Origin of the sequence: Methyloceanibacter sp. (assembly GCF_049590335.1) — a bacterium.
GTDB lineage: Bacteria > Pseudomonadota > Alphaproteobacteria > Rhizobiales > Methyloligellaceae > Methyloceanibacter.
On sequence record NZ_JBAWCQ010000064.1, the window covers coordinates 1 to 6,657 of the forward strand.

Here is a 6,657-nt window from a genome sequence, read left to right on the forward strand (position 1 = left end):
ACGTCGCGGAACCCGATCAGCCGCGCATGCCGGCCGACGGCCTCCTCAACCACCAGCGGGTCGAAATAGGGCCGCTCCGGGTCGATGCCGTTCAGGCGTGAGATAATCTTTTCGACTTCATCCACCAAGGCCTAGTCCTCCCTGTGAAGCGCCCTTTCAGAATGCGCCGGATAAACTGGCCAATCCTGATTTGAGTCTTGATTCTGTATTGCGGGTCCGGCTCGCAATTGCGCAGCGGTCGAGCTGCGGACCGCCTCGCGCGGACTATACGCCCTTGCCGACCGCTTGTGGAACGCCTTGTGATTGCTAGATCAAAGGAGGCGTACAAGCAGGTACGGCGGCGACCTACCCACCGCTACTCAGCCCGAGCGCAGACGCCGCCAGGGGATCGAAATACGAATACTCCCAGTACGCCAAGGGAATGCCACGCTCTTCCGCGGCGCGCCGGACGCGCTCCGCCAGGGGTGCCCGTCGTACCCATGCCACCTACACGCTAGATGCGGGCGACCGCGTCCGCATCATCGTGTTCGGACAGCAGAACCTGTCGAACGTCTATACCGTCAGCGCAACTGGCACCGTTTCGGTCCCGCTCATCGGACAGGTCCGCGCCCGCGGCCTCACCGCAGCCGAAGTCGCGCGCCAAGTCGCTCGCCGGCTCCGCAACCAATACATTAAGGATCCGAAGGTCACTGCAGAAGTCGTCACCTACAGGCCCTTTTCTACATTCCTGGAGACGTCACAACCCCGGGACAGTATCCTTTCGCCAACGGGCTCACCGTCGAAAACGCTGTCGCCATTGCCGAAGGCTATACCCCGCGAGCCAAAAAACGGTTCGTCCGCCTCACCCGCGGCTTCGACGGCGTCAAGTCCACCGTCATGGTCCCAACCGAATTACCCCGTCCAGCCAGGCGATACTATTTACGTCCTTCAACGCCTGTTCTAATAAGCTCAGACGACTGATGGGTTAGGACAAAGCGCAGAGGCAGCTTTCATAAAGCAATGCCCTCACAACGTCAGTGGCGCTGCGAGTGCTTCTTACGGTGCTGCGCGCGATTCTCATAAGTCCACTGTACACCGACAAATATCAGCGCCGTGGACCAGCCAAACATCAAGAGGCCATTGGCGGCTTCAAAAGACGACAGCAGGCGCCATTCCTCACCGAGCACGATGTCTCCGAAGCCGAGCGTGGTGAAGGTCACGGTCGAGAAATAGACCGCCGTCTCGATGGACTGAAAGGCATCGATGAATAAATACAGGAGAGCCCAGGACCACACCTCGAGGATCGTCGCGAGAAACAGCCACAAGACAAATACGGACAGTCGGAGCGTCGACCAGATGAGCGCTGGTTCGTGGTGTCGGTCGACATAGTCCCGCATATACTCCACGCCCACCATCGTGAAGACGCCCTGAATCAGCGTCGTGACGACAATCATGGCGCTGCCGATGATGATCTCGAAGAGCATGTCCTAGGTCTGCTGCTGCGTGAAATCTTGCTGCGGCACAGGGCCCGGCGACTTAACCGCCGTATCGCTCTTCTTACTCTTCGCGGCTTCGCGCAGGCGCTGGAAGAGCACAAAGAGGAATGGCACGAACGTCACGCCAATGACGGTGGCGAAGAGCATGCCGCCAAAGACCGTAACACCGACAGACACTCGCGCCGCAGCGCCCGCGCCCGTCGCCAGCACGAGCGGCAGCACGCCGAGGATAAAGGACAACGCTGTCATCATCACCGCACGGAAGCGCAACGAGGCTGCATCTTGGGCCGAATCCACGATTGACTCGCCCGCCTCGCGTTTTTCCTTGGCAAATTCGACGATAAGAATGGCGTTTTTAGCCGCCAGACCCACCAGAAGGATCAGACCAACTTGGCCATAGGTGTTGAGCGGGATACCGGCCAGCCGCAAGGCAACAAACGCACCGAGGACCGCAAAGACCACAGACAGCATGACGGACAAGGGAACAGTCCAACTCTCATACTGCGCGACAAGGAACAGATAGGCGAAGACGATAGACAATATAAATACGGCATTGCCGGCCGCCCCCGCTTTGATCTCTTCGTAGGACATGCCCGTCCACTCATAAGTGTACCCGGCAGGCAAGCTGGTTTTCGCTAGCTTTTCCATGGCCGCGATCGCCTGACCAGAACTATATTCCGTCGCGGGGTTCCCGTTGATCGTCGCCGAGTTGAACATGTTGTACCGCTCGATCGTCTCTGGCCCGAGCACCGACTGGAGAGTTACCAATGTCCGCATCGGCACCATCTCGCCCTTGTCCGACCGGACATAGAGCTTGCCAATATCGCTCGGCTTGCCACGCCGGTCAGCTTCAGCCTGGAGATAAACGCGGTAGACCCGCCCAAACTTGTTGAAGTCGTTTACATAGTACGCGCCGATATTGGCGTTGAGCACGGTGAAGATGTTCTCGATGCTCACACCCTTAGTCATGGCTAGCTTACGGTTCACGTCCACGAAGATTTGCGGCGAGTTCGCCCCAAAAGTGCTGAAGACGCGCGATAGCTCAGACTCCCCGTTGGCCGCGTAGATGAAGCCATTGAGCGCGGAGGAGAGCGCTTGCGGCGGCCTGCTCTCCGCATCCTGAAGTACGAATTCGAATCCGCCAGTGGTGCCAAGACCTGGAATAGGCGGCGGCGTGAACGGGATAATTACCGCTTGTGGAATCGCCGCGAATTTGGGCGCGATGCTCTCCATGATTCCGCGCAAACTCAGTTCCGGCGTATCGCGCTCGCCCCAAGGATTGAGGACCGCGATCAGAAAGCCGGAGTTGGGCATCACGGTGGCTTGCAGCATCGAATAGCCACCGATCGAGATCACATTATCGACGCCGGGGGTGTCCTCGAGGATGCTCTCGACCTCTCTCATGACTGCCGCGGTCCGAGGCAAAGCCGCGCCATCTGGCAAGCGCATGTCGATAAAGATCGTCCCCTGGTCTTCCTGCGGAATGAACCCGGTAGCCGTCGTTGTACCAAGGAGCGCCGTGCCGCCGAACATCGCGCCGACGAGGAGAAGGGCCACAAACGTTCGGCGTACTAACTGGCGTACAACAGAATCGTAGCCACTGCGCGTCTTCTCAAGTCCCCTCTCGAACCATGCAAGCGGTCCGCGCGTCACCGCTTTTGGAGGACGCAAAATGCTTGCACACAGCGCCGGACTTAGCGTCAGCGCGTTAATCGACGAAAGAGTGACCGCGACCGAAATTGTTGCGGCAAACTGGACAAAGAGGCGCCCGGTGATACCGGGCGTGAAAGCAGACGGTATGAACACGGCGAGCAGCACAAGCGTTGTCGCGATGACCGGCGCGGTGACCTCCTCCATCGCCTTGCGCGTCGCATCTCGGGGATTGAGCCCGTCGGCCATGTGCCGCTGGACGTTCTCCACCACCACGATTGCGTCGTCCACGACGACGCCAATCGCGAGAATCAAGCCGAACAGGCTGATCGTATTGATGGTAAACCCCAATGCTAGAAGCACGGCGAGAGTACCAATCAAAGATACAGGAATTGCGATGGCAGGAATCAGCGTGGAGCGCCAGTCCTGCAGAAAAATGTAGACAACGAAGATAACCAAGCCGAGAGCCACAAAAAGCGTAACGACGACTTCTTTGATTGAGGTCTTCACATAGAGCGTAGTGTCGTATGTCACCTGATAGGCAACGTCATCGGGAAACCGTTGCGCCATGCGGTCGAGCTCGGAGCGGATTTGATTGGCAACTTCGAGCGCGTTTGCGTCCGGAAGCTGGTACACAGCCAGAAGGGCGGCCGGCTTTCCGTTCAATTGACCGAACCAGCCGTAGTTTTCGGCACCCAGCTCGACGTCGGCGACGTCCTTCAACGAGACCACCGAGCCATCGGGCCGCGCAACCAGAATGATGTCCTCAAACTCACTGACCGTATCGAGACGCCCGCGCGCGGTCAGCGTGTATTGGAACTGCTGCGTCTCGGCGATAGGCGCGGCACCGACGGACCCGGGCGAGGCCTGGATGTTTTGGGCACGGATCGCCCCAATCACATCGCTGGCCGTCAAGCCCAGACCCGTCATCCGGTCGGGATCGAGCCAAACACGCATGCTATAATCACGAGCACCCAGATTGGTGACCTTCGAAACACCAGGAACACGCGAAAGCGTGTCACGCAGATTGATGCTCGCGTAGTTCGAAAGAAAGATGTTGTCGTAGGAGCCGTTGGGGGAATAGAGCGAGGCAACCAGCAGCATGCTGGACGAGGTCTTTTCGGTCTTGATGCCTTGGCGCTGGACTTCCTCCGGCAGTTTCGGGACGGCTTGGGCCACACGATTTTGCACATTGACCTGCGCGATATCGCCATTGGTGCCGATCGCGAACGTTACGGTCAGCGTATAGCTGCCATCGTTCGCGCTCTTTGATGACATGTAGGTCATGCCCTCCACGCCGTTGACCTCGGCTTCGATTACCGCCGCTACCGATTCGGCCACGACGCCGGCATTCGCCCCCGGATATTTTGCGGTCACCTGCACCTGTGGCGGTGAGATCACCGGATACTCGGCGACAGGGAGAAACCCGAGAGCCAATATCCCGACAAGCGTCGTGACAATTGCAATGACAAACGCAAACTTGGGACGATCGATGAAGAATGCGCTGATCATGGCTTAGTTCTTTGCCTGCGTGTCAGCGGAAGGCTTGTCGTCGGAAGACTTGGCGTCTGAAGATTTGGTGCCCGGTTCGGCATTTTTTTCCAATTTCATATCTGGCGCTGTGTCCGTTTCTCCCTTTGCATCCTCTCGCGCAGAACCCTTGCTATCGGCATCGGCAGGCGCCGATTCGCCTGCGGCATCCTTGTCGTCCGGTGTCGGCGGCTCGTCTGCGCCCTCAGGCGTATCGAACTGTTTCTGATAGGTGACCTTGACTTCTGCTCCTGGCCGAACTTTCTGGATCCCTTCCACCACGATCGTCTCGCCTGGCGTCAAACCTTCCGAAACCACCACGCCAATGCCCACGCGACTGCCGGTCTTAATTGGGCGCGATTCGACGCGGTCCTCGCTATCGACGACGAGCACAAACGGACCTGCCTGGTTCTCTTGAACCGCAGCCTGCGGAATCACGACCTGCCTCTCCGTATTAATCTTGGTCAGCAGCACATTGACATACTGACCGGGCAAGAGAATTCGGTCCGGGTTCGGGAATTTGAGACGCATACTGATCGTCCCCGTAGTCGGGTCGACCTGATTGTCGACGATATCAACCTGTCCCTTGTGCGGATACAGCTTGCCGTTCGCAAGCATGATCTGGGGTGTGCGGTCTTGGGCTGTCCCCGCCTTCACGGTCTCCATATAGTTTAGATATTCTCGCTCACCGACTGCGAAGTCCACGTCGATCGGATCCAGCGCAAGCACGGTCACGAGCACGTCACTGTCAGGCCCGATCAGGTTCCCCACGTCCACGCTTGAAATGCCAGCTCGTCCCTCAATCGGTGAGGTAATGGTAGCGTAGCCGAGATCAAGTTTTGCGCGTTCAACATCAGCGTCGCCGGCACTTACTTCGGCCTTGGACTGGTCGGCCTTCGATTTGGCGATGTCATATTGGGACTCACTGACGGCTGAACTCCCTTTCTCAACCAAGGTAGTGTAACGCTCCAGGTTGCGTTCGTTCTCATTATAACTGGCTTGCGCCTTGGCGCGCTGGGCCTCAGCGGTTAGCAAATTGGCTTTGAACTCCGCCGGATCGATCTCATAAAGAACTGCACCTTCTTGCACCTGTCGGCCTTCCTCGAAGGGTCGCTTTAAGAGCGTGCCCTTCACACGGGCCCGGATATCAACACGCTGCGAAGCGCGCGTCTGACCAACGAAGTCGGTCTGATCGCTGACATCCTCCTCGGTGACAACCTGCGCCACGACACCAGGGAGCGGTTTATCGGCGTCCGACCCGGCCTCGTTGCGGTCGGAACAGGCGCTGAGGAAAATGGGTAGCGCAAGCGCCAAAAGAAACCTGCAAACGCCCGCAACATTGCCCGACTGACTCATTCCACCCCTCTTGCGCGGCCTTGCCGAATATCTGTGACGCGATGCTACCTCACCGGGGTCGGGAGGCAAAACATGACGTAACGCAATTCGCGCACCGTCGCGACCCAACGTTTGTGTGGAAACTTGCACACAACGATCATAAGTCAGACATTCGACGGACCGGAGGTCTGCAACAACCGACCGATCCGTAAACTGGCACCAATCCATCCAGAGCCGCTCAATCTAAGGCTCGATCTAGGGAGTTAGGCCTCATGATGTCCGCCAGCTGGACCCGTTTCGACACATCGCGCCGACGGCGCATCCTCGCTGCTCTGTTCGCGGCCGCGTTCGTCCTGCTCGGCACGCCGCCGGTCGTCGCCCGGGACGGGGTCACCGGCTGTTTCGTCGCCGAAGAGCAAACCGAGGCGGGCAAGGTCTGGCGTCATAAAGTCGAGGTGCAGGTGCCCGAGGGCGGCTATTGCCGCGTTTATATCGGCGAGGACAAGGACCGCAAGAGTTGGCGCTATTGCTGGCTCAAGCGGGCGGCCGACAACCCGGTCTCAGAGACCTGCGAAGACCCGCTCGACGACAAGGACTTCGACGGATGGAAGGCGAAGGCCGTGTGCGGCGGCAAGAACCACATAGCCTATTGCCGCCGCGAGAAGCC

General features: G+C 58.6%; 5 protein-coding genes and 1 pseudogene. 3 read left to right on the forward strand and 3 right to left on the reverse strand.

The features are described from left to right. Positions 1-421: 421 nt before the first annotated feature. Positions 422-640, forward strand: a pseudogene (locus tag WBQ77_RS04955) (polysaccharide biosynthesis/export family protein); the annotation flags it as partial. An 83-nt stretch (positions 641-723) separates the two neighbouring features. Next, positions 724-960: an SLBB domain-containing protein gene (locus tag WBQ77_RS04960; RefSeq protein ID WP_424059186.1), complete on the forward strand. Its 237-nt coding sequence runs from the start codon at positions 724-726 to the stop codon at positions 958-960. Positions 961-1,013: 53 nt separating this feature from the next. Here WBQ77_RS04960 and WBQ77_RS04965 read toward each other — a convergent pair whose 3' ends face one another. From WBQ77_RS04965 to WBQ77_RS04975, 3 genes are read right to left on the reverse strand one after another with little or no spacing between them, the layout of a single operon-like run. Further along, positions 1,014-1,463 (reverse strand): potassium channel family protein, encoded by a 450-nt coding sequence (locus WBQ77_RS04965; protein ID WP_424059178.1) that lies wholly within the window; start codon positions 1,461-1,463, stop codon positions 1,014-1,016. Positions 1,464-1,466: 3 nt separating this feature from the next. Then, the gene (locus WBQ77_RS04970) at positions 1,467-4,637 is read right to left on the reverse strand and encodes an efflux RND transporter permease subunit (RefSeq protein ID WP_424059180.1); all 3,171 of its coding nucleotides are present in this window, start codon (positions 4,635-4,637) and stop codon (positions 1,467-1,469) included. A 3-nt stretch (positions 4,638-4,640) separates the two neighbouring features. Then, positions 4,641-6,011, reverse strand: coding sequence for an efflux RND transporter periplasmic adaptor subunit (locus tag WBQ77_RS04975; RefSeq protein ID WP_424059182.1), 1,371 nt, complete (start codon positions 6,009-6,011; stop codon positions 4,641-4,643). 251 nt (positions 6,012-6,262) lie between these two features. Between WBQ77_RS04975 and WBQ77_RS04980 the strand changes: the two genes are divergently transcribed. Next, on the forward strand, positions 6,263-6,657 hold a 395-nt coding region (locus tag WBQ77_RS04980; protein WP_424059184.1), incomplete at its 3' end, for a hypothetical protein.

Bases quoted from the DNA above. Each gene is read 5' to 3' on its own strand.
- WBQ77_RS04965 (WP_424059178.1), bottom strand. From the start codon at position 1,463: ATGCTCTTCGAGATCATCATCGGCAGCGCCATGATTGTCGTCACGACG.
- WBQ77_RS04975 (WP_424059182.1), bottom strand. From the start codon at position 6,011: ATGAGTCAGTCGGGCAATGTTGCGGGCGTTTGCAGGTTTCTTTTGGCG.
- WBQ77_RS04970 (WP_424059180.1), bottom strand. From the start codon at position 4,637: ATGATCAGCGCATTCTTCATCGATCGTCCCAAGTTTGCGTTTGTCATT.